Genomic DNA, 21,765 nt, shown 5'->3' on the forward strand with positions numbered 1-21,765 from the left:
AGGGCGTTTTTTCGGTCTGGGGGATCTCCTGTACCTTGCCGTATAATTCAGACGTGGAGGCCTGGTAAAACCTGGTTTTTTTCTCGAGCCCCAACAAACGGATGCCCTCGAGCAGACGCATCGCACCGAGGGCATCGACATCTGCCGTGTATTCAGGCGTCTCGAATGACACCTGAACATGGCTTTGGGCAGCCAGGTTGTATACCTCATCGGGTTGAACCTGCTGAAGCACGCGGATAAGGTTCGTGGCATCCGTAAGGTCACCGTAGTGCAGGATCATTTTTCGTCCGAGCTTATGGGGATCTTCGTATAGATGATCGATCCGGTCGGTATTGAACAATGACGCACGGCGCTTGATGCCGTGGACGATATACCCTTTCTTCAGCAGAAATTCTGCCAGATAGGCACCATCCTGACCGGTAATCCCGGTGATCAGTGCGGTTTTCTTTTTCATGGGCGTTAACTATTCGCTGATTTATTATTGGGTTGCTTTGATGTTGTCACCTGATTTTTCATAACACTTTTCACACGCAAGACATTCCAGATCGTCTGAAAGCCGTTCCCCGCAGGCGCAAACCCAGCCAATCTGCTTAGCCGGGTTGCCAACCACCAGTGCATGGTCAGGAACGTTTTTGTTGACCACGGCACCCGCGCCGACAAATGCGTATCGGCCGATGGTGGTGCCACAGACAATCGTCGAATTGGCTCCCAACGTAGCACCCCGTTTGACCAGCGTCGGGCGCACTTGGTCCATTTTTCGAATTTCTGCACGAGGGTTGTAGATATTGGTAAACACCATGCTGGGACCGCAAAAGACACCGTCCTCCAGGGTAACCCCTTTGTAAACAGAGACGTTGTTTTGAATTTTACACGCATTGCCGATGGTGACATCCGGTCCGATCACCACGTTCTGGCCAATATTGCACGTTGCACCGATTTTAGATCCCTTCAATACATGCGAAAAATGCCAGATTTTGGTCCCCTTCCCTATCGAGACGCCATCATCGATGACCGCAGAGTCATGTGCGAAATAATCCGTTCCCACGGTTGGAGCAGCCTGCCGGCCATCCCTTTGCGAGGTGGACACGAGTTGAAAAGGGGTCCCCTTGGCATCCAAAGAGCGTTGGCTGGCCTTTAACACGCGCAGCACCCGCAGGCCTTCGTTCCCGTCGGTGATCGGCTGCTCACCGGTGGCGATGCAGTGGAGAAAGTGTTCACATTCCTGTCTCAGGGGCTCTTGCTGTGGAACATCGACTTTTTCCGGTTCGGCTCTGGCAGGAACGGGAAGGTTGTGCTCCCATTTAATTTCATGGGGATATAGCCAGAGTTTGTCTGTCCAAGGCTTGGTGTCGTTGAACACGGCCATCTTCCGATCGCCAACCACCACCAATTTCTGTTCCTTGAACGGATGCAGCCAGGAAACGAGGATTTGCGCCTGCATTCCGGATTTAAATTCAAGATGGGTTGTTGTGACGTCGGCAATTTTTTTGTGAAGGAAATAACCCCCGGTTGCAATTACAGATTCCGGTTCATCGTCGGCCAAAGCAAGGATCATCGAAATGTCGTGCGGTGCAAATGACCAGAGGATATTTTCTTCACGACGAATTTTGCCCAGATTGAGCCGATTTGAGTAAATATAGTTGATCCGGCCCAGATCTCCATTCAATGCCAATTCCTTCAATCGAATAAAAATCGGATGATATTGAAGGAGGTGGCCAACCATTAAGACCAGCTTGCGTTCTTTTGCCAATTGGATGAGTTCTTCGGCCTCATTTTCATCCAGAACCAGTGGCTTCTCTACATACACATGTTTATTAGCCAATAGGGCTTCGCGGGCAATCGTGTAATGGGTTTCAGCAGGTGTGGCGATGACAACACCATCTAAGCTTCGATCCCCATAGACATCGTTTACCGCCAGGCAGGTTTTTAAGCCCGCGTACTGCGCCTTGAAGCCTTGGAGCACGGTCTCATTTTTATCGCAGATCAGGCTCAGCGATCCGATTTCTTGGTGATTTCGGATCAGGTTTTTTCCCCAGTAACCTGAACCGATTACCGCAACGCGGGGTCCGTTGTAGGTCATCTTCTGTCTCCCCATAATCTGGATTGATTAAGCAATGATGTCGATCCATTGAGCGTAGAGCGATAGGCCAGGTTTCACTATAATGGCTAAAAGAACCTTATCCGATCCGACGGCACACCAATACCTTTGATTTCATTTAAAACGGACTCATGGTTATCGTAAATGGTGATCAGCAGCGCGTCGAAATCCACCTTTTTGAGCCGCGAGGTCGCTTTCACGATGAAATCAGCGAACACCTCTCCTTCTCTCGTCGGGTCTACGACATCAATCAGGCGGACACCTGTCCCTGCCATTGAATGGAATGCAATGTCAGCCAGTTCACCGGCGCCGTAAAATACGACCCGAGTCGCACCTTCACCCTGCAGGTTGGCGTAAAGATCGTCCACCCTGTCTTTGGCAGCCTTGAAATAGTGGTACGAACTAGAAATGTACTCGTATGTCAGGCGCGTTTTTTCCATTGCACCCGAAGGGGTCAGCATGTATTTGACCCGATTTTTTGGTACAGTCGTTATCTTGCAATAGCCTTTTTTTACCAACCGTTTGATGAATGAATTCACCAATCCCAGGGATACCTGCAGGATATCCGACAATTCGCGCTGTGATGTCGGCTTGTCCCTGGCGATGGCTTCCAGCAACTGCAATGTCTTCAGGTTTTTCGATTCCATGATAAACTGGTCACATATAGCTCCGCCGTGTGGATTACATCTGCCGATGTGCTTTCGAGGGAGTGAGGAAAATAAAGCATACCATTGGCAGGTCGATAATGCGTTCATCTATTGAACACAAAAGCAGGCGGGAGTCAATCGTAAAGATAACAAATTAAAGCGTGCAGTTGGAAATCATTGATGATGGTGGTGATGCAGATTTGAGAGTCGAGAGGCGGGTGATCGGTGTTAATCGGATCTTATCGCCCGAACTGAGCCGTTGTGCATCTTTTCGCCTATACAGGCTTTCTTTATTATCAATAAATAAAATCGGTTTTTTGAAAATAAGCATCCATATCGGTTGCATCGAACTGGCCTGCCTGCCCCACCGCAAACAGCAGGACAAGCAGGCCTGACTGCATCATATGACTCAGCAATTGTGGAACAAGGTTGCAAGGTCTTCAGAAACGCAAAAAGACTTTTCTCAGACGACAATCCTGTCTTTGTTGGCCTCCCAGGTTTTTTTGCCGATACCCTTGACCTTCATGATTTCTTCAGGCGCCTTAAATTGTCCGTGCGTTTCACGGTATTCAATGATTCGTTGGGCATAATTGGCTCCCACGCGATCAAGTTGCATCAGTTGTTCAACAGAAGCGGTATTGATGTTGACTTTTTCCATTGCGTTTACATAACAGGTTCCGGCTAAGATAACTGCAACCGTGACCAGAACAGCCAAATAAATTTGCTTCCTGAAATGGTTCATAAATCCTCCTTTTCCTAATAGTATTCATGGGTCCATCCCAAGGGTTATTACGTTCAACTTCAATGGCGTGTCTGTAATCTCACCCCCTTCATGACAAACATGCATTTCGATTTTTTCATCATTGGAAATGCCAATTGACATTCCCCCCTCGCTACAGGATGGACTTTTGTTGTTTTGCCATGCCATTCATGGCAAAACACAATTGGAATATGGGTATTCGTCCGCCGCCTGCCCTTCAAGCAACCAGGGTATGATTGGTTTCAACATGCAGCGGGCAGTGGGAGCGCCTGCGTTATTTTAAGACGATCGATGCGTATAGGTAAGGGAAGGTCAGCTCAGTTCAGAAATGGAAATGCTGCTCAGATCGATGCCAATCCAGTTTGTAATCAGCCAGAAACTGGACGGTTGTGAATGCACATTCAATACCAGCCGGAAAAAAATATTCTGACACGGTACTTTTGGCAGCTTGACTTTCTTTTGATGTTCATGAGATGATAATAATCATTTGATTTTACCTATTAATAATAGAAAGTTGGAGGTATATATGGATCCTGGTTGGATGTTCTCATCGCGCCACATGATTCTTCATTGACTGTCTACAAATTTGACCACCCACTGTAGAAATTTATGAAAAACTATAAAATTCTCTTTGTTGACGACGATCAACAGATTCTTTCCATTGTTGACCAGTTCCTGAATCGCTGCGGTTTCAATATTACCACTGAATCAAGCGGTCAAAAGGCCATCGAGATGGTTCGGGAGGACCATTTTTGTGTTGTTTTTACCGACTTGAATATGCCTGAGATCAGTGGCATGGAATTGCTCAAACAGGTCAAAGCGGCCTCTCCTGAAACGGAAGTCATCATCGTTTCCGGTTATGGCACCATCGAAACAGCCATCCAGGCGATGAAATTGGGCAGCTACGATTTCCTTCAAAAGCCAATTAATTTCGACCGCTTCAAGATCATGATCGAGCGTATCATCGAAAAACAAAAGCTGAAGGAAGAGAATCAGCTGATACGGAACCGACTTAAAGAGCGATACAAGTATGATGAACTGGTGGGCATGTCGCCTAAAATGCAAAGTATATACAAAATCATCGATCAAATCAGTTTCGGCAGCCCAACGGTGTTGATCCAGGGTGAAAGCGGTACCGGAAAAGAACTGACGGCCAATGTCATCCATAACAACAGCGACCGGACGGAAGGCCCGTTTATTCCGGTCAATTGCGGCGCTATCGCGGAAAGCCTTTTGGAAAGCGAACTTTTCGGGCATGTAAGAGGCGCATTTACCGGAGCGTCGAAAGATTCCATCGGGCTTTTTAAAGCCGCTGATGGCGGCACTATTTTCCTTGACGAGATCGGGGAGGTTTCAACGGCGGTTCAAGTGAGTTTGCTCCGGGTGTTGCAGGAAAAAAAAGTCCGACCGGTTGGAGATACCCGGGAAACGGAAGTGAATGTCCGTGTAATTGCCGCCACCAACAAAAATTTGGAAGAGGCAATTAAAAATAAAACCTTCAGAGAAGATCTGTATTACCGGCTAAATGTCATTTCCATTACCATGCCGCCATTGCGTGAAATACGGGAAGATATCCCTTTGTTGATCAGCCACCTTATCAAGAAACACAGATCTAAAGGTTCTGCAACCGTGCCGGAGGTCAGTCCGGAGGCGATGGCCTTGCTGATGGGATATCACTGGCCCGGGAATGTCAGGCAGCTTGAAAATGTTTTTGAAAGAGCCTTTGCGCTGGGTGTCAACGATGTGCTTCAGGTCAAAGACCTGCCCCATGAAATCGCTCAGCAATCCAACACGTGGATGCCTGCAGATGTGAATTGCAATTTAAAAGTGATCGAAGAAAAAACCATCCGCCACGCGCTTCAACGATCGGGCGGAAACAAGGCGGAAGCGGCTAAACTGCTCGGCATCAACACAACGACCGTCTATCGAAAAATGGCGAAATACAATATTATTGATACATAGATGGAGGGAAGTGGAAAATGGCTGAAGGATTGGATGTCATTGTCGTTGATGACGACCCGGATGTGTGTGAACTGGTTTCCACGACGATCAAGCGTTTTTATACGTGGGGAAACGTGATGTCATTCACGGACTCCGAGGCGGCTACGACCTACTGCCTCGGCAGGGATATCGGAGTAGCCATTTTTGTGGTCGATGTTTTTCTAAGTGGGGCCAGCGGCTTTTATTTCCTTGACGCCATTGAAAAGAAATTTCCCACCGCCCATGCCGATGCAATCATTATCACCGGCAACGCCAGCGACGACATCGTGAACATGTGCGTGGCGTCCGATGTCAATCATCTGCTGGAAAAACCAGTCAAACCGTATGCGCTGCAACTGGCCGTTCGCGCCATTGCCGAGAAATACTTGAAATTTGCCAAGAGGATATTCCAGGACCCAGCGTTCGCAAAAAGCATTGCCAACTTCTAACCGCATGATAGAAGCCTGCGCGCGGCCCCCAACGAGGTGGACTTCTGCTTCATCCCGACCCGCAGCACAGCAAGGATAAAATAGATTTCACCTTCGTTGTGCTCGCTATTGCGGATCAATTCGTTCAGCAGCGACAGGATGGCGGTGCTCAACCTTCATTGTAGTATCCGGAGTTGAATTTGGCGATCTCCATGGATGCGAGCGTCAACGAATGATTGACAATTGTTTTCATGCTTTTCTGCCCCTCCGCGGCGTTTGATGTGGCGCGAAGGGCGTCACTCTCGGCAGCCATCTTTTGGACCAGCGGTTGGATGTCTTTTAGCGTAGCGCCGCTGTCAATCAGTTTTTGCTGATAGATCCCCATTGTATCGATCAACCCCTGGACCCGGTCAACAAGCAGCTTTTCCGACGGTAAGGATTCAGCTGAAAATTGGGCTGGACGAATATCGGAAAGGAAAGTTGCCGATTCCGTCCGGAGTCGCTTGAATTCCGTTGAATCGACCGTCTTTTTAAAAATCGCATCGAATTCGCCTTTTTTAACCTTCGTTTGACCGTCTGCCTTTACTTGTGTGCTGGGATTCAAAATTGGTTTGTTAGGATCAATAATTTCCACAAAGCCCTCCTGATCTCTATTTTTTCATCGATCGCGTTTACCGGCGCGGGTGTTCCCCGACGTGCTTATTTGCCCTTGTGCCGTTTGTTCTTGGCCGCCTTGGTGCTGATTCGAATGCTGCCATAAGGCAATGGCGATCCGTGAACGAACGACATCACCACCTATAGCAATGACCATGCAAATTATTAAAAAAAAATCTGTGACATCGATTTTTTTCTGCAATAGACGTGTACACATCCGTTCACAACAGATATCCTTTTCTGAAATTTTTACCTCAATTTCCGCACAACCTTTTGTATTATTTATGATTAATAATTATTCTGCCGGCTGGCTTGTCCGGTTCCCACTCCGATTCCGATTTTTCTAAAAGTAAATTTCCGCCAGAAACAATCCGCCCACTATTTGTTGCTGATCGACGATTAGCCAGCCATCTCAGGTCCCTATCCGGCAAGTATGAACTCCTTCATCGGCAGTTTTTACCCTCTGATGGTGACGAGTGCCTTTTTTTGTCAACATGGCTATCTTCACGTATGAGTCAGACCGCATAACCCTGATTTCATTATGTTATACAATTTTTCTGACGGCATGTTTTTTGCTAAACCAAAGGCTGTCAGTTTTACTAATTGGTCCGCTGTGAGGTGCACACATGATTTCACCGCTTAAGTCCGGTCTTTCGGCAATCTCGGCATTCTCTGTAAAGATGAATGTCACCGCCAACAACATCGCCAATGTGAATTCAGACGGCTTCAAAAAAAGCCGCGCGACGCTCAAGGACGGACCGTTTGGTGGAGTCTTACCAGTGGTCAATCGAGACGATTCGCCCGGTACCAGCACGACAATTTCGGAAAATGGCGTGAAGACGCAAGCGGAAGCGTCCAATGTCGATATCGCCGAAGAAATCACTGAATCGATATCGACCCAAGCGGGATATAAGGCCAATCTCAAGACAATTCAGGCTCATGATGAAATGCTTGGCAGCCTCCTGGACACCATTCGATAAAGGGCAAGGCGAAATTTTGATTCTCCACCTTCATGAAACCGTAAAAATGCCGATAGTGAAATCAAGTCAAACCAGCACGATTACCGAACACCGCAACCCGTTCAGCCATCAACAGACCGTGGGGCTGAGAAAGGATGATCAAACAGTTGGATCTTTACCGTCGCTTCCACCGCATATCATTGCTGGCCGCTTTTACCTTTTTTCTGGCCGCCACGGCATTCTGCCGTTTCTCAATGGCAGGAACAAACCCGGATTGCTTCAACGCATTGTACATTCCGCCTCATAAAATCACTCAACGCACTTTTGATGAAATCGTCCATTATGCTACGTTGACACCAGTCAATGCGGTCGTTCTTCACGTCAAAAGCCCCAGAGGCAAACTGATGTGGCCGTCCGAGAACGCCCTGGCCATTAAGATGGGCGTCGGAGCCAATCACACCGGATTGGAGAAGCACGTGGCCCGGCTCAAAAATGACAACATACACACCATTGCCAAGGTGGATGTTTTTGCTGATCATCAACTGGCTGCGGTTATGCCGGAGTTAAGTGTGATGGACCGTTCATCGGATGCACCCTGGACAGACGCCAACGGCCTTCATTGGGCCAATCCCAGCGACAGCCGGGTCTGGGACTACAACATTGCCCTTTCCAAAGAATTGGCCGGCATGGGATTCGATGAAATTCAGTTTGACTACGTTCGTTTCCCCAGCGATGGAGACCTTTCCATCATCAACTACCCGAACACCCAACCCGGTTTTTCTAAATCCGACTGCATTGGGTCCTTCCTCGAAAAAGCGCACAATGAATTAAAACCGATGGGGGTAAGCATCTCTGCAGACATTTTTGGGTTGACCGCCTGGAAAACCGATGACTTCGGCGTCGGGCAGGTTTTGGAGAAAATGGCTCCTCATCTGGACGTCATCTGCCCCATGTTCTATCCGTCTCATTTCCCCCGCGGTTTTCTGGGCAAACAATCGCCGGGGGAGTTCCCTGAAATGATCATGGAATCCAGCATGCGCAGCATGATGAATCGCACCGGTAAACCGATTCGACCATGGATTCAAGGATTCTGGTATTCAGCGCAACAAATCGTGGCCCAGATCGACGGCATTGAAAACGCATCGGGAAACAGCTGGTCGATTTGGAGTCCTACCGGGCGCTACGGCTTGTCATACAGGGCCATGGCTGCCCGGTCCGGTGTAACCTTGTCCAGGCCCACATTTTATCCGTCGGTGACTGATCTGGTGTCTCAAGACGATCGATCGACACGAGGGATAAATGCCGTCGTCAACTACACCAACTTTAAATCGGGTTATTCCATTCTCTCCCTCGAAGCATCCAAAAACGGCAAACGCTCGCGCTATTCCTCTCCGGACGCCATAATGGCAACCCTCGAAGAAGGCATCATGGACCGTATCCTGACAAAAAGAGCCGTCCCGTTTAACCCGGATGCCGAACCTTACACAAAACGCAGACTTCTCAGCGATCTGCTGTGCAGCGATTTAGGAAAAGATGCCCGCCGAATGCGTCCCGGACCGATCCATATCGATTGGGCCCAGGATTGCACCTTTTCCGTCAATGGTATTCCGCCGGCTCGGTTGGAAAGGTATGCGCAGGCAGAACGATGGCCCGTTGAAAAAGATCTCGAACGGGTTTCACCGGCGGAAGCCATCAACATCGCATCCATCTCAGAGAACATTTTTGGTGTTTCCCTGACCGGTCATCCGATCAACAGCGTCGATACTTACCCGGTACAGCGATACGAATGATCGCTTTGACTCCCCCCGGCAGCCCTTCGGAATTGGCAGTCCGGCATTGCCATGCAAGCGTGCGAAAACATTCATCGGCATGAACCGGTGTAGATTTCCGGCTTCCCCTTGACCACTGGCGGTCTTCGTAGTAATAGTTTCCCTTAACGTTAAGGTTATATTAATTGCCGCCCGGAAGAAATGAAAAAAGCAACCTATTCCATCTCGGATCTTTCCTCGGAATTCCGCATCACCAGCCGATCTATTCGATTTTATGAAGAGAAGGGCTTGATCAAACCCGATCGTAGTCCCGGAAATCAACGCAAGTACACCAACAAGGATCGGATCCGCTTGAAGCTCATCCTGCGGGGGAAACGATTCGGCTATTCTCTGGACGAAATAGCAAAAATGATCGGCCTGGCTGACGTGGACGTCAACGAAATCGACCAGATTCGACATGCGTTGGCTTACGGCGACAAAAAGCTGGGGGAGATCCGAAACCGCATGGAAGAATTGAAGGCCATGGAGCGTGACATGATCGAGGTCAGACAAAGACTGATCGATCGGCTTGAAACGCTTGAAAAGGGAGAAAAAGATGTTTGACCATCTTTTGTCGGCTGAGGCGAAGGTCTTTCGAGAGGAAGTCAGAGATCTGGTAAAATGGGTGCCCCGGCAGATGATCCTGGACATGGACCAGGACCGCATTCAGTTTCCCAAGGCGTTTTTGAAGGAAGCCGGTGCCCGCAACCTCATGGGGTGCCGATATCCCAGGCAATGGGGCGGCCGGGATATGGATTGGGTAACAACGGCCATGGCCATGGAGGAGGTGGGGACGCTAGGATACATTTTTGCCTGTGTTTTCGGTGTCGGCGCTGAACTGGTTTGCGATGCCATTATTCGCCACGGCAGCCATGACCAGAAGGAAAGATACGTCAGGCCGCTGCTCAAAGGCGAGTTGTTTGCTGCAGAGTGCCTCACCGAACCGCGCGGCGGCTCCGATTTCTTCGGGACCACCACCACAGCCGTTGAAGATGGAGACGTTTTCCTGATCAATGGGCAGAAGCGCTTTATCGTCGGTGCGGAAGGCGCTGACTTCTTCCTGGTGTACGCGAAGACGGACCCCGGCGCCAAACCCCATGAGGCAATCACCTGCTTTATCGTCGATCGTGGTCCGGGGGTGGAAACCAAATATCTCTACGGCCTCATGGGCTGCCGTGGCGGTGGCGCCGGCCGGATCGTATTCAGGGATGTGCGCGTTCCTAAAACCAATGTGGTGGGAACCATTAACGGTGCCTATGCGGTCTTCAACACCATGATGATTCCGGAAAGGCTGGGAACCGCCGCCATGACCATCGGTGCCGCCAGACCTGCCCTGGATGTAGCCACCGGTTATTCCAGTCGAAGAAAAGCCTTTGGTACCACCATCAACTCTTTTCAGGGTGTCAGTTTCCAGATCGCAGAGGCGGCCATGCTGTTGGATGCATCGCGTGCCATGGTGTATGCCACCTGCACGGCGGTTGATGGTGGCGAGTCAAATGAAACGATCCGGCGGATGGTGTCCCAGACCAAGAAATTTGTCACCGAATCCTGCCAACGGGTTGCCCACAATGCCATGCAGGTCATGGGTGGCATCGGTTACACCAATGTCTTTCCCGTGGAACGCATCGTCCGTGATCTGCGGCTGGCTTCCATCTGGACGGGCACCAATGAAGTCATGTCCATGATCATTGCCAATGAGTGGTACCGAAACCATTCCAGGCATAGGGCGGACACTGATACCCGAAACTGGGAACTGGATGCGGACCAGGCGGATGCGGTCGAGGAAAAGATTTATGAATAGCCATGACCGGTCCTGCCCGGAGACAAACGCCTGAGATGAAGATCGTCAACAAGCAGCGATTCAATCCCCTGGTGACGGCACTGGAACTGGGATACGGCATCATCGGCCGCCCGTTGATGAACGTCTATTGTTACTTGGTTGGAGACACGCTCATCGATTGCTGCCAGACCAGGATGGCCAGCGAAATGAAATCATTCGTCCTGTCCCATCGAATCGGGCAACTCTTGCTGACCCACCATCATGAAGATCACAGCGGCAACGCGGCCATGATCGCCAAGACATGCGGCGCCCCAGTCTGGGGCCATCCTTTGACCGCCCGGAAGATGGGCCATATTCGGCCCATTTTGCCCTATCAACATATTGTCTGGGGACAATCCAGACCGGTCGCTGTATCTCCCCTGCCCGAGGCTGTGTCGGCCGATGAATTTAGCTTTTTACCCATTCACACACCGGGACACAGCAAAGATCATACGGTTTACCTGGAAGCACAACATGGCTGGCTTTTTTCCGGCGACCTTTACCTGGGAGACCGGATCAAGTTTTTCAGGTCCGATGAAAAAATCGACCAACAGATCCGGTCCCTCAAAAACGTGCTGAAATACGATTTTGACCAGCTCTTTTGTGCCCACAACCCCGTCTTGTCGAAGGGCCGTCAGCGGCTATGCCGCAAGCTGGCCTACCTTGAGGATGTCGCCGGTGCGGTCGGTTTGCTGCTGATCAAAGGACTTACTGAAAAGGAAATTATCCGACAATTGGATCACCGCCAGGACCGGTTCATTAAATTCTTCACCATGGGCAATGCCAGTTTCGCCAACATGATTCGTTCCGCTATCCGTGCAGCTTAGTGTCCTTGGATTCTATTTGAGACCCCGGGCCGCTTTGATCTGCTCCCATGCTTCCTGGATTTCACGAAATTTGTCTTGAGCGAATCGGGTGAACTCTTCTGGCAGTCCCTTTGCGGCGATCTTGTCCGGATGATATTCCTGTACCCGCTGCCGATAGCAGCGTTTTACCTGTTCGTCATCAGCGTCCGGGCTGCAGCCAAGAACGGCGTAGGCCTTATCCGCAACGCGGACATACTGGGACTTTATCTGCTCGTAACGCACGGTGCTGAAATTAAATATGTTAACGGCGGAAAGGATCAGCGACTCCTCACCCTGGGCGAGGCTACCGTCAGACAACGCTACTCGCAACAGGATGTCTATCATGAGCTCCAGCATTTGAGGCTGATCGCGGAACTGCTGGTAAAACTGGCGCGCAAAATCGCCAAAGGTCCCTGGTGCATTCAAGGCTGTCCGAAAGATATTTAGCGCGGCATTCCGGCTATCCACGTCCAGCCTCAGGTCCTTTTCCATGAAATGCTCGATGGAATCGATCTCTTCCCGGGTCACCCGTCCATCAGCCTGGGCCAGCTTGGCCAGCATGGAAAAGGCCGCTACAAAAAATGTCAGTTGATGCTGCTCGATAGTTGACAGTCGGGGGCGGTGGCCAGTCTTATCGAGCTCGGCACCCGTATCAAAGGCGTGCCCAAAGGCCGCGCCGAATATCGCTCCCAGGGGCCCGCCAAGTGCGAACCCGATAGTTCCGCCAACCAGTTTTCCCATCCAACCCATTAAGCGATTCTCCTATTGCTGTTCGTTTTCACCCACCCAATCGATCATTTATCCTGAAGGTGTACTCCCCGTAGCACATAACATCAGGGTTGCCAACTGTCTGATAGCTAGACGCAAAAGCCATAGAACAGGTAGAAAGGGCTTGAATTATATTAATTTTCTTTGTATTATCCACCGATAAAGATCCCTGCGTAATTTTCCCACTACCATTCCACGAAAGGCTGTCGCGTATGTTATCTTGGTGGACCAACATGGAATCGGTTGCTGCGCTGAACGGCTGGATGCTGACGGCCACGCTGGTTTTTGCATTGCTGACGGGCATCTTGGTTGTCCTGACTGTCGGGAAATCGAAAAAACGCGTTCGCGGACTGATCGACGATCTCGAAAACTCTCACAAACGGGTCAAGGCTCTCGAAAAAACGGCTGAAGAAATCCGCAAAGAACTGCTTCAAACCCAACAACACCAAGATATCAATCAACTCAAATTGAAAACGAGCAAGTCGTCTGCCAAGGAACTGACCCAGGCGCTGTTAGATGCAAGAAAGCGCATGGAGATTGCCGAGGCGGCCATTAAAGCCCATCGTGAACAAGAGAAAGCAAACGGTGACGCTTCGGAAGACAGTGAATATCTGGAACTGGAACTGGAACCGGAGGGCGGCCTTTCGGAAAGCCAGCGCGAACAGCTCATCGGCTTGCTCGACCCGGGCCCCAAAGGGAATGTGGATATCTTCTGCGTGATGGAAGATGAAATGTCTGAAATGACAGCCAGGCAGTTGGACGAGATCCTGACGGCAGATGGCTGGAAGACTAACGGTGTGGCCCAAAGTGCGTTTTCCAAACCGCCAAAAGGTCTTGTGCTGACCGTGAACAGCAAGGAAACGGCACCTTCATACGCTTCTTTTTTACAGCGTGTTTTTTCAACCATCGGATTAGAGGTGTCCGCCGTAATGGATAACAAATACAGGGAGTGGTCCCTGACCATCATCGTGGGTGCCATGGACGGCTGAACCATCGCACCCCAGCATCTACCTTGACATCAACTTAAAACTTCGGGAATGCGCCAATGACTGCTGCTACTGCCATTCAGAAAAAACAAACCGGTTCCAGCACCCTGTTGCATACGCTCACCTTGGCATTTGCCGCATTGACACTATTTTTTGCGTTCCTTTCAATCATCCTTGGGAACCGGCTTTCCACCTTGCAAACCACGTTCCTGACGGCGGAAATAGCAACCGTCGCATCCGAAACCGCGTCGATCCAGGACATGGAAGCCACCCTTAAAACGACCATGGGCAAGCTAGAAGCCGCTCAAAAGAGTCTGGACGCAGAAAAAGCAGCGACCGAACGACTCGGCCGACAACTTGCCACAGCCATGAAAGAACTTGAAAAGACCAAGGCTGACCTGGCCAGCGCGAACCGGACCGTTTCCGAACTCAAGTCAACGATTCCGTCGCAACCCACACCTTCCACGGCGCAGCCGGCCCCCTTGCCAACCCAGACACCTCCACCGGCCACCATAGCGCCGGAAACCAAGGCAAACCAGACTCCGCCACCACCTGCCGTCAAACCCGACGAACAAATCGTCGCGACACCTCTTCCCGCGGTTACCCAGCAGCCCTCCGACAGCCCACCCCCGGTGACCGAGGAGACAATTACGGATTCACCGCAGGCGCCTCCTGCAACGGCCGCTCCATCAGGCGATTAGTTAGACAATCTCGACCGATCAATTCGAGCAGCGAAGCAAAGGATTTCCAGCCGAAGCATAAGATTGCCGCCTCCACTGCTCATGTTTTATCAATCGCTACCGATACAGAAAACCAACGCTTAGGATAAAATAAAGGAGAATCGGCCCATGAAAGCTGACAACCTGGTATTTCTGGAAAATCTGGAATGGTTTGATGAAAGTGGCAAGGAACTGGTCCATCGACTGCCAGAAAAGGGGTCCGGGGAGATAAAATGGGGGGCACAACTCACCGTCCGTGAGAGTCAGGCGGGTGTCTTTTTTTACAAGGGCAAGGCGGTCGAAGCATTCGGGGCCGGCCGTCATACGCTGAAAACCGGCAACATTCCCATTCTTACCAAAATTGCCAGTCTGCCCTGGAGCATGACCAGTCCTCTGCGAGCCGAAATGTATTTCGTCAACATGAAGGTCTTCACCAACCTGAAATGGGGGACCCGTGACCCGGTTGCCTTCAAAGACAGCGAATTGGGACTGATCCGGCTGCGGGCATTTGGTGTTTTCAACCTGCGGGTGGTCCAGCCGGTACTGTTCATCAACACCATGGTCGGCACTCAAGGCATGTTCACGACCGAAGCGATCGAAGAGTACCTGAATCGGGTTATCGTTTCCCGATTTAACGATTTCATGGGCGAAACCATCGACTCGATCCTCAACCTGCCGGCCAGATACGATGAATTGGCCGATGGCCTGGCCAAGCGGCTCCAGGACGATTTCAAACATTTCGGCCTCGGCCTGACCCATCTGTATATGAATGCCATCACCCCGCCGCCGGAGGTGCAAAAGGCCATCGATGACCGCAGTCGCATGGGTGTGTTCGACGACATGAACAAGCTTATGCAAATGAAGTCCGCCATGGCCATGGAAAAGGCATCCGAAAGCGAGGGCGATAGTGGTATGGGAATGGGCACCAGCCTGGGATTGATGATGCCGGCCATGTTTGCCCAGTATTTCAATGCATCGGGCAAGGGCCCGCAGGCAGGCGGGGTACCGGCACCTGAAGGGGAACAGGCGACCTGCCAGGAGTGCCGATGCAAGATCCCGCTGTCGGCCAAATTCTGCCCCATGTGCGGTCACCAGCAATTGGTGTTTATCGAATGCGCCCATTGCGGAAAAAACCTGGCGCCCAATGCGAACTTCTGTTCCCGCTGCGGTCATCCGGTTGAGGAAAAGCCCAAACCCGTCTTGTGTGCCAAATGCGGAGCCGAGAATCTGGCCGGGTCCAAATTCTGCACCCAGTGTGGAGAACACCATTAATATTCTTATCGATCACCAATGCCCGCAATGCGGGGCGCCGGCAGCGCTGTGCGAAACGGATCGGTTGTTTCAGTGCGCCTTCTGCAAGGTGAATTCCTATCTCATGGAACGCAGCTACTTCCGCTATCTGCTGCCGCACCATGCACCCGAGAACCAGGATTTGATTTACTTTCCGTACTGGCGATTCAAGGGCATGCTTTTTTCCTGTCTGCCCGACGGCATCCAGCATCGATTTCTGGATGTCAGCCAGCAGGCCTTACCGTCGGTGCATTTCCCCCTATCAGTCGGCCTTCGCAGCCAAGCCATGAAGCTGCGTTTTGTCAGCCCGGAGACAAAAGGGTATTTCATCAAGCCGACCCTCCCCTTTCGCCAAATGATGGAACGCTTTCTCACCCGCTTCAACCGCAATATGCCCGGTCCAATTCTCCATCAAAGCCACATTGGTGAATCCTTGAGCCTGATTTACTCCCCCTTTTATGTCGGCAAACGGATAATAGATGCCGTACTCAATCAACCGACGTCCGGTGAGTTGGATGAACCCTTCGAATTGAGCCGATTCGCGGGTGGGCCGGCGGACTGGTGCATCCAATTCATCCCCACACTTTGCCCGGACTGTGGTTGGGATTTGCAGGGACGCCGGGATGCCTTGGTCCTGCACTGTAAAAATTGTCAATCCATGTGGCAACCGTCAAAACAGGGAATGTCACGGGTGAACGTGGCTCATCTGCCGACTCCTGAAGAGGAAAACACCATCTACCTGCCCTTCTGGCGCATCAAGGCTGACGTGACCGGTCTCGATCTCGACAGTTATGCCGACCTCGTGAAAGTGGCCAATCTGCCCAAGGCGATCCAACCCGGATGGGACCGGACCCCATGGTATTTCTGGGGCCCGGCATTCAAGATCCGCCCTCGGAGTTTTCTGCGGTTAACCCACCATATCACCCTTTCCCAGCCCCGAAGCAGCCTGATTGCCCGGGTGCCAAAGGGAAGCATGCACCCGGTGAACCTGCCGGTATCCGAATCCGTCGAGGCCCTTAAACTGAATCTGGCCGGACTCCTGCGTCCGAAAAAAATAATGGAGGATCGTATTGCTGATATTCGGGTCAAACCCAGTCGCTATCTACTGGTTTACCTTCCCTTTGAAAAACGCCACCACGACCTGGTCCAGCCCACCTACCATATCGCCGTCAATCAAAACCAGCTCGGGTTGGCGGGTAATCTGTAATTCTCATGACCGCGGATAGGCCGCCGATGGTTGAGCCGTTTTTCCCCTTGAAACCACACCTTTTTCATGGTTGAATGTCTGGTAACTATCATCCGGCCATCGTTCGAATGGCAGCCGGTATGTAAAAGCGACCGAACCCATGGGTACAAAAGAGCAGCCCGAACGGTTTATTCCCCATGGTCTGCATTGGCAGCGTGTCAGCCGATATGCGTTTTCAGATGGCGGGGCATCTTCTCCTTACATAATTAACCATTTCTAACCGCTCCGGTCGTCACCAATCCATTTTTTGCCACTTGTCGGGCGAACCAGCATTCGATACGACCGGGATTGCGATAACGATCAGAAAATGCCTGCCGTTGATGAGCCAATTGCTAACGGATGCCACCCGTCGGCATTTATCCAGCAACCAAAGGAGCAGATATGGCCACACCGCTACCCAATCAATTGCTTCGGCGGTCCTTCGTCAAAACCGTCCTGCGCCGCCTGATTGCCCTGATCACGTCTGTCGGGCTGATCTACGGCATGATTGCCGTCGTCTATGCCACCAAAACCATTTTTAAGGTCAAGATGAACTATGCGGTGGTATTGGAGCGATTCGGCGGCGTTCGGCAGGCGGTTACGGATGTAGGCTGGCATGCCCGCCTGCCCTATTTCACACGCATCGAGCAGGAAGTGCCGCTGATGAACCAAACCCTCCAGTTGGGCGGCACCCCGGCGCCCATGCGAATTATCTCCAAAGGCAACGTGGCCCTGTGGACCTCCGGGGTGCTCACCTACCGGATCCGCGATCTGAATACGTGGGCCATCGAAAACCTGAGCCCCCTGGATTTGCTGCAGGGCGACTACGACGGCATCGCCAAAGACATTCTGCAGGCCCAGGAGGTTGACCGGCTGATCAGTGACCGTGAAACCATCAAGGAGGTGATCTTCACCGCGTTGAAATCACGCCCCATCAATATCGGCGGCCCCACCATCGAAAAAAAATACGGGGTTGAAGTCGTCAGCTTCGTGCTCAAGGAGACCCGCTTCGGCGACAAATTGGTGGAGGCTTCCGAAGAGAAAAAACGCCGGGAACTGATTGCCGAAGCCGATAACTACGCAGCGGACCAGGAGGCCAGCCGTATCCGCAAACTCTATGCAGCCTATCTGGGCGGCATCCAGGACCTGCAGCGCGCAGTGGGTCGAAAGGATGGAGCCACCGACACTGCGCTGCTGGAATTCCTCACCCAGCAGAAATGGGCCACCGCCTATGAGAAACACCAGCTGGGGCAAAACACCGTGGTCATCCAAAATACCCAGGGAAACACACCGGCAATCGCCCTTCCCGCATTCGATTCTGCCAACCGGTCGGAGGGAGGAAAAGATGGCCAGACGGCTGACTAGAGAGATCACCTACGTCCAACTGCCGGAAAGCCGGATCCAGGAGATCAAAGACCTTGTGGCCGCCTGGCCCCAGGAAACCAAATCCTTCATGCGCGCCCGCCTCAACCAATATCGACCGCCCATGGGACTGTTCAACAGCGTTCTGGAAACGGCCCTCTCCTTTTTTATGGATGCTCCAGAAAAACGGTTCAACGTGCTTAAAGATCCGGATATTCTCACGGACTGGCAAAAGCGTTTTGAAATTTCAGGCCACACCAATCCTCAAGATGCCTGGAACAAGATACTGGAAAAAGAAGTCTCCGCCAAAGATTACCGCTATCTGCTCTCTCTGCTTGAAAAGGAACTGGTAGACGTCCACATCCCGGTCGAACTCCACGATCTCTTCGAAAAAGTGTACCGTGCCCACCTGCGAAAAGAGTACATTTCAGACGCCAGTGTTCCCAAAGCGTCACTGCTCCTATTCGTCGGTCCTTCCGGAAGCGGTAAGACCTCCACCGTATCCCATGCCATCGAACGCATCATTTTCGGTAATGACGTGCTGCCGGAGGTGGATCTTCATCGCAAAAAAGAGGAAGTACTTGCCGGGGAGCCGTTCTGGAAGACCATCGAAGAGATAGATCCCACGCTGGCCATCGAAATGTCACGGCGAAAAAAAGTGAAATTTTACAAGCGGCTCAACAGGATTCCGCTGGTGCGACGAATCTTGAAAAAAAAGATCGGCCAGAGCCTCTCCAAATTGGAGGAACAGGGTATCTGGGTTGACTATGCCATGGTCACCCCGAATGATTTCCAGACCGCTCTGGCCGGCGAGCCAGGAAATTATTTTAAGAAAGCCCTGGGGGATCCGCGCAGGACATCCATCCGGCACATCGAAGAGGCCCACAGTGCGTTCGGGAAAGCCACCGGTCGCGATTCCGGGGTGACCCGTCAGCAGCGAACCCTGGTGGACACATCCAATATCGTTCTGGATGAAATCATCAACGGGAAGCGCGACTGCCTGCTTATCGCAACCACAGACCAGCCCGAACGATTCGATGCCGCCGTTTATCGTCGGTTTGTGGAAAAGGGCAGCATCATCAATATTTCCGACTACTGGACCAACCCGGAGAACCTGAAGGAGGTGGTCCGCCTGGAACTGCTGCGGAACGACATTCTGGTGCTGTCCGAACAGAACGAAAACGTATGCGAATCGGTCAAATGCCTGCAGTCGGATGAGGTATCGGCGACCGTGGATCAACTCTATTCGATATTCAAAGAGCGTGCCCTGAAGGTGATTCCCTCCTATGTGCGCAAACTGATTCACTCCATCATCCAGATCAAGGGCGACTTTGTATCCGTCTACCTGGATGACGCCATGCTGGTCAGAAAAGCCTTCGAACTGGTCGCCCAGAATTCCTATGGCGATCTTTACAAGAAGGTGGTCGGCCACATGGACCGTGATGTCAAATGGGAAGCTTACGTGGGGAGTATAAAGGATGTCTTTTCGGAGATGACCAACAACTGCCTATACTATAACGTGAGCGAGGAGAAAGGGGTCGTGCTCAATGGACCGCCGGGAAGCGGTAAAACCTTTCTGGCGCGCACCTGGCTCAGCGAAAACACCGACGTCCACGATATCGCCACCAGCGCCAGCGCCCTGCAGGACCCGTCCAATCCTGTCGACGGCGCCGTGGACAACCTGGAAAAAGTTTACGACATCGCCAAAATGATTGCCCCTACGGTGGTCTTTTTCGACGAAGGCGATGCCCTGGCACCCAAACGCAGCGGTACCGGGGGAAATCCGTCGGACAAACTGACTAACAAGTTTTTAAATCTCATCGATGGCGAAACGCCCCTGCACAAGGTGTTCACCGTGCTTACCACCAATCGGCTGGACATTCTCGACCCGGCCCTGATCCGGTCCAAGCGACTCAAGGTGTTGGAAATTAAGGGCCTGTTGAAGAAAGGAGACATCCTCCAGATTGTTGAAAACGCCCTGGCGGACATTCCCTTGTCTACAGACCTGACAACCGACAGTATCGTGGAAGCGGCCAAAGGCGTCTGCAATACACCAGCGGATTATGCCGCCTTTGTCGAAAAGGCCAGGTCGCTGAGAAACACCGAATTCGAAGTGATTTTGCGCCTTCGTAAAATCCGCCATGACTCGGTAAAGGCCCGAGAGAACTTTATTAAATTCAATTTCAAGACCCTCATGGGCATACTGGAGGCCTTAGACGATCAGAACCAGGTGAAAACAATCGTTCGTAGCGCTCCTGATCGATTTATGGAACATTATGAAGCGGTTTTAAAGATAATGGAACCGATTCGGCAGCCGGCAGATTATCCAATGGTGACCAATCACCTCAAATCGGCCCGCCACGAAATATCCGAGAGCCCCACCAAAAAAGGCAAGGTGGTGCTGGATGAGTTCCTGGAGGCGGAACTGAGCCAGGAACCCCAGGTGGGATTCATCATCGGCGTCGGGGCCAACGATGTCACCGGCGTTCTGCTGCCCATCGCCACCAGCCTGACTTATAGCCTCTCTTCAGAAAAAGTGATGGTCACCGGCGCGGTGTCATCGTCATCCTCGGCCGGCGCCCAAATGGAGATGGCGGTCCAGATGACCCAGCAGAGCGCCCATGAGGCGTTGACCATGGTCAAAAATTACCTGCAGGATATGGATCCCAAGGTCAGTGCCGCGCGTCTTCTGGGTGAGTTTCTGGACAAGTATACCATTCATCACCAACTGCTTTCCGCTTCATACAGTGTGGGCGGGCCGTCGGCGGGATACGCCCTGGCCATCAATACCCTGTCGGCCCTGATGCACATTCCCGTGTACAATGATTTCGGTATTACGGGGGCACCATGGACCAAGGGAGTCAAGCGGGGGGAGGTCGGTGGTTCGGTCATCATCGGCGGGCAGCGCAAAAAAACGGAAAAGGTGCTGATGTACCTGCGGCGGATGTATATGCCCCTAAAAAACTACCTGGACCTGGAACAGGAGTTTCTGGTCAACTACTGGACCCAGGACAAGGACATTCTGGGGGTTACCCATTTCGGCGATCTGGTCCCGGAAGTGATCTGCCTGGACCCTGAGTATGAGCAGGTGCTGCAGGATCTCATTTTCATCCGGATCCGCTACAAGCTGGACAAATACCAGGGGAAACGGCCCGACGAGGCGATCAAAGAGGACATTCTGAGAAAGAAAGAGATTCTTAGGATCCGGGCGGAAAAAGAGATCAAAAACCGACTGATTGCCCTGCGCCGTTACCTGAGAAGCCCGGCGAAAGACCCCCATCTTTCATTGGAGGAGATTTTCCGCCAGCGAGAATCCACCCTGACCCTGATGACCGACCCGCTGAAGCGCTTGCTTCAGAAAGTGCGCGAACGCAAAAACAGGCCCACGAAAAACCCCAACTAGCCGCTCCTCGACAG

21 protein-coding genes are annotated in these 21,765 nt (G+C 51.7%); 15 read left to right on the plus strand and 6 right to left on the minus strand.

Features of this window, described 5'->3' with window-relative positions; genetic code table 11:
* The 3 genes from ACZCED_RS20350 to ACZCED_RS20360 all read right to left on the minus strand — a co-directional run.
* On the minus strand, positions 1 to 454 hold a 454-nt coding region (locus ACZCED_RS20350), incomplete at its 3' end, for a GDP-mannose 4,6-dehydratase (RefSeq protein WP_464861573.1).
* 24 nt (positions 455 to 478) lie between these two features.
* Positions 479 to 2,080, minus strand: coding sequence for a Gfo/Idh/MocA family oxidoreductase (locus ACZCED_RS20355; RefSeq protein WP_462970532.1), 1,602 nt, complete (start codon positions 2,078 to 2,080; stop codon positions 479 to 481).
* Positions 2,081 to 2,166: 86 nt separating this feature from the next.
* The gene (locus ACZCED_RS20360) at positions 2,167 to 2,745 is read right to left on the minus strand and encodes a winged helix-turn-helix transcriptional regulator (protein ID WP_464861574.1); all 579 of its coding nucleotides are present in this window, start codon (positions 2,743 to 2,745) and stop codon (positions 2,167 to 2,169) included.
* A 167-nt stretch (positions 2,746 to 2,912) separates the two neighbouring features.
* On the opposite strand from ACZCED_RS20360, the gene ACZCED_RS20365 reads away from it, so the two are divergent.
* Complete coding sequence (locus ACZCED_RS20365) at positions 2,913 to 3,140, plus strand: hypothetical protein (protein WP_464861575.1); 228 nt, start codon at positions 2,913 to 2,915, stop codon at positions 3,138 to 3,140.
* Positions 3,141 to 3,208: 68 nt separating this feature from the next.
* Here the strand turns inward: ACZCED_RS20365 and ACZCED_RS20370 are convergent, their stop codons facing one another.
* Complete coding sequence (locus tag ACZCED_RS20370; RefSeq protein ID WP_462970529.1) at positions 3,209 to 3,487, minus strand: ComEA family DNA-binding protein; 279 nt, start codon at positions 3,485 to 3,487, stop codon at positions 3,209 to 3,211.
* Between the two features lie 627 nt (positions 3,488 to 4,114).
* Here ACZCED_RS20370 and ACZCED_RS20375 point away from each other — a divergent pair.
* Together ACZCED_RS20375 and ACZCED_RS20380 are read left to right on the plus strand one after the other, a co-directional pair.
* Positions 4,115 to 5,467, plus strand: a complete 1,353-nt coding sequence (locus ACZCED_RS20375; protein ID WP_464861576.1) for a sigma-54-dependent transcriptional regulator — start codon at positions 4,115 to 4,117, stop codon at positions 5,465 to 5,467.
* Positions 5,468 to 5,484: 17 nt separating this feature from the next.
* Positions 5,485 to 5,934: a response regulator gene (locus ACZCED_RS20380; RefSeq protein ID WP_462970527.1), complete on the plus strand. Its 450-nt coding sequence runs from the start codon at positions 5,485 to 5,487 to the stop codon at positions 5,932 to 5,934.
* 148 nt (positions 5,935 to 6,082) lie between these two features.
* Here the strand turns inward: ACZCED_RS20380 and ACZCED_RS20385 are convergent, their stop codons facing one another.
* Positions 6,083 to 6,547, minus strand: coding sequence for a hypothetical protein (locus ACZCED_RS20385; RefSeq protein ID WP_464861577.1), 465 nt, complete (start codon positions 6,545 to 6,547; stop codon positions 6,083 to 6,085).
* A gap of 646 nt (positions 6,548 to 7,193) precedes the next feature.
* On the opposite strand from ACZCED_RS20385, the gene ACZCED_RS20390 reads away from it, so the two are divergent.
* The 6 genes from ACZCED_RS20390 to ACZCED_RS20415 all read left to right on the plus strand — a co-directional run bounded on the left by ACZCED_RS20390 (position 7,194) and on the right by ACZCED_RS20415 (position 11,980).
* Complete coding sequence (locus tag ACZCED_RS20390; RefSeq protein WP_462970525.1) at positions 7,194 to 7,547, plus strand: flagellar basal body rod C-terminal domain-containing protein; 354 nt, start codon at positions 7,194 to 7,196, stop codon at positions 7,545 to 7,547.
* Positions 7,519 to 7,833, plus strand: coding sequence for a hypothetical protein (locus ACZCED_RS20395; protein ID WP_462970540.1), 315 nt, complete (start codon positions 7,519 to 7,521; stop codon positions 7,831 to 7,833). The genes ACZCED_RS20390 and ACZCED_RS20395 overlap by 29 nt, the downstream gene beginning before the upstream one ends.
* Complete coding sequence (locus ACZCED_RS20400; protein ID WP_464861585.1) at positions 7,781 to 9,316, plus strand: putative glycoside hydrolase; 1,536 nt, start codon at positions 7,781 to 7,783, stop codon at positions 9,314 to 9,316. Before ACZCED_RS20395 ends, ACZCED_RS20400 begins: the two co-directional genes overlap by 53 nt.
* 180 nt (positions 9,317 to 9,496) lie before the next feature.
* Positions 9,497 to 9,898 (plus strand): MerR family transcriptional regulator, encoded by a 402-nt coding sequence (locus tag ACZCED_RS20405; protein WP_462970524.1) that lies wholly within the window; start codon positions 9,497 to 9,499, stop codon positions 9,896 to 9,898.
* Positions 9,891 to 11,135 (plus strand): acyl-CoA dehydrogenase family protein, encoded by a 1,245-nt coding sequence (locus tag ACZCED_RS20410; protein ID WP_462970523.1) that lies wholly within the window; start codon positions 9,891 to 9,893, stop codon positions 11,133 to 11,135. Before ACZCED_RS20405 ends, ACZCED_RS20410 begins: the two co-directional genes overlap by 8 nt.
* Positions 11,136 to 11,170: 35 nt before the next feature.
* A complete protein-coding gene (locus ACZCED_RS20415; RefSeq protein WP_462970522.1) occupies positions 11,171 to 11,980 on the plus strand; it encodes an MBL fold metallo-hydrolase in 810 nt (269 codons plus the stop codon).
* Between the two features lie 12 nt (positions 11,981 to 11,992).
* Here ACZCED_RS20415 and ACZCED_RS20420 read toward each other — a convergent pair whose 3' ends face one another.
* Complete coding sequence (locus ACZCED_RS20420; RefSeq protein WP_462970521.1) at positions 11,993 to 12,748, minus strand: TerB family tellurite resistance protein; 756 nt, start codon at positions 12,746 to 12,748, stop codon at positions 11,993 to 11,995.
* 251 nt (positions 12,749 to 12,999) lie between these two features.
* Here ACZCED_RS20420 and ACZCED_RS20425 point away from each other — a divergent pair, with 251 nt between their 5' ends.
* From ACZCED_RS20425 to ACZCED_RS20450, 6 genes are all read left to right on the plus strand, one after another.
* Complete coding sequence (locus tag ACZCED_RS20425; protein WP_464861578.1) at positions 13,000 to 13,755, plus strand: hypothetical protein; 756 nt, start codon at positions 13,000 to 13,002, stop codon at positions 13,753 to 13,755.
* A 107-nt stretch (positions 13,756 to 13,862) separates the two neighbouring features.
* The gene (locus ACZCED_RS20430; protein WP_464861579.1) at positions 13,863 to 14,453 is read left to right on the plus strand and encodes a hypothetical protein; all 591 of its coding nucleotides are present in this window, start codon (positions 13,863 to 13,865) and stop codon (positions 14,451 to 14,453) included.
* Positions 14,454 to 14,600: 147 nt separating this feature from the next.
* Complete coding sequence (locus ACZCED_RS20435) at positions 14,601 to 15,743, plus strand: SPFH domain-containing protein (protein ID WP_462970518.1); 1,143 nt, start codon at positions 14,601 to 14,603, stop codon at positions 15,741 to 15,743.
* Positions 15,727 to 16,968 (plus strand): hypothetical protein, encoded by a 1,242-nt coding sequence (locus ACZCED_RS20440; RefSeq protein WP_464861580.1) that lies wholly within the window; start codon positions 15,727 to 15,729, stop codon positions 16,966 to 16,968. Before ACZCED_RS20435 ends, ACZCED_RS20440 begins: the two co-directional genes overlap by 17 nt.
* A 420-nt stretch (positions 16,969 to 17,388) precedes the next feature.
* The gene (locus ACZCED_RS20445; RefSeq protein WP_462970516.1) at positions 17,389 to 18,351 is read left to right on the plus strand and encodes an SPFH domain-containing protein; all 963 of its coding nucleotides are present in this window, start codon (positions 17,389 to 17,391) and stop codon (positions 18,349 to 18,351) included.
* Positions 18,332 to 21,751: an AAA family ATPase gene (locus tag ACZCED_RS20450; RefSeq protein ID WP_464861581.1), complete on the plus strand. Its 3,420-nt coding sequence runs from the start codon at positions 18,332 to 18,334 to the stop codon at positions 21,749 to 21,751. The genes ACZCED_RS20445 and ACZCED_RS20450 overlap by 20 nt, the downstream gene beginning before the upstream one ends.
* Positions 21,752 to 21,765 lie beyond the last annotated feature (14 nt).

The organism is Desulfosarcina sp. (assembly GCF_055467485.1).

Bases quoted from the DNA above. Each gene is read 5' to 3' on its own strand.
- ACZCED_RS20355 (WP_462970532.1), bottom strand. From the start codon at position 2,080: ATGACCTACAACGGACCCCGCGTTGCGGTAATCGGTTCAGGTTACTGG.
- ACZCED_RS20360 (WP_464861574.1), bottom strand. From the start codon at position 2,745: ATGGAATCGAAAAACCTGAAGACATTGCAGTTGCTGGAAGCCATCGCC.
- ACZCED_RS20370 (WP_462970529.1), bottom strand. From the start codon at position 3,487: ATGAACCATTTCAGGAAGCAAATTTATTTGGCTGTTCTGGTCACGGTT.
- ACZCED_RS20375 (WP_464861576.1), top strand. From the start codon at position 4,115: ATGAAAAACTATAAAATTCTCTTTGTTGACGACGATCAACAGATTCTT.
- ACZCED_RS20380 (WP_462970527.1), top strand. From the start codon at position 5,485: ATGGCTGAAGGATTGGATGTCATTGTCGTTGATGACGACCCGGATGTG.
- ACZCED_RS20390 (WP_462970525.1), top strand. From the start codon at position 7,194: ATGATTTCACCGCTTAAGTCCGGTCTTTCGGCAATCTCGGCATTCTCT.
- ACZCED_RS20400 (WP_464861585.1), top strand. From the start codon at position 7,781: ATGGCAGGAACAAACCCGGATTGCTTCAACGCATTGTACATTCCGCCT.
- ACZCED_RS20405 (WP_462970524.1), top strand. From the start codon at position 9,497: ATGAAAAAAGCAACCTATTCCATCTCGGATCTTTCCTCGGAATTCCGC.
- ACZCED_RS20410 (WP_462970523.1), top strand. From the start codon at position 9,891: ATGTTTGACCATCTTTTGTCGGCTGAGGCGAAGGTCTTTCGAGAGGAA.
- ACZCED_RS20415 (WP_462970522.1), top strand. From the start codon at position 11,171: ATGAAGATCGTCAACAAGCAGCGATTCAATCCCCTGGTGACGGCACTG.
- ACZCED_RS20420 (WP_462970521.1), bottom strand. From the start codon at position 12,748: ATGGGTTGGATGGGAAAACTGGTTGGCGGAACTATCGGGTTCGCACTT.
- ACZCED_RS20425 (WP_464861578.1), top strand. From the start codon at position 13,000: ATGGAATCGGTTGCTGCGCTGAACGGCTGGATGCTGACGGCCACGCTG.
- ACZCED_RS20435 (WP_462970518.1), top strand. From the start codon at position 14,601: ATGAAAGCTGACAACCTGGTATTTCTGGAAAATCTGGAATGGTTTGAT.
- ACZCED_RS20445 (WP_462970516.1), top strand. From the start codon at position 17,389: ATGGCCACACCGCTACCCAATCAATTGCTTCGGCGGTCCTTCGTCAAA.
- ACZCED_RS20450 (WP_464861581.1), top strand. From the start codon at position 18,332: ATGGCCAGACGGCTGACTAGAGAGATCACCTACGTCCAACTGCCGGAA.